Below are 560 nucleotides of genomic sequence, written 5' to 3'. Positions count from 1 at the left end.
CGGGGTGTACGTGCCCCGCTTCTTCGAGCCCGAGTACCACGAAGACGGCCGGCTGTCGGCCATCCGCCCCCTCCTGCCCGGCCACCGACGGGTGTTCCGCCGGGTGGTGGCGGATCTGGACAAGGCGCCTTATCCCACCGCCCCGGTCGTGCCCACCCTTCAGACCGTGCACGATCGCCTCTCGGTGGAGATCCAGCGGGGCTGCACCGCCGGCTGCCGCTTCTGCCAGGCGGGGATGATCTACCGCCCCACCCGCGAGCGCAGCCCGGAGACGGTGCTGCATCTGGTCGAAGAGGGCCTCAAGTCCACCGGCTACGAGGGCGTGAGCCTCATGAGCCTCTCCGCGGGGGACTACAGCTTCATCAACTCCATCCTGCGCCACACCAACGAGGCCTACGAGCGGCAGATGATCTCGGTGCAGGTGCCCAGCCTGCGGGTGAAGACCCTGACCCGGGACGTCGCCCTGGAGGTGGCCCGGGTCAAGAAGGGGGGCTTCACCATCGCCCCCGAGGCCGGCTCCCAGCGCATGCGGGACGCCATCAACAAGGACGTCACCGACG

Annotated in this window: 1 protein-coding gene; it reads left to right on the top strand. The window is 69.5% G+C overall.

Annotated elements, in window-relative coordinates:
- On the top strand, positions 1–560 hold a 560-nt coding region (locus tag KDM41_18830), incomplete at both ends, for a radical SAM protein (GenBank protein MCB1185480.1).

Source organism: bacterium (assembly GCA_020440705.1).
Taxonomy (GTDB): domain Bacteria; phylum Krumholzibacteriota; class Krumholzibacteriia; order LZORAL124-64-63; family LZORAL124-64-63; genus JAGRNP01.
Note: the sequence above shows the minus strand (reverse complement) of the source record. Positions and strands in the feature narration are given on the sequence as shown.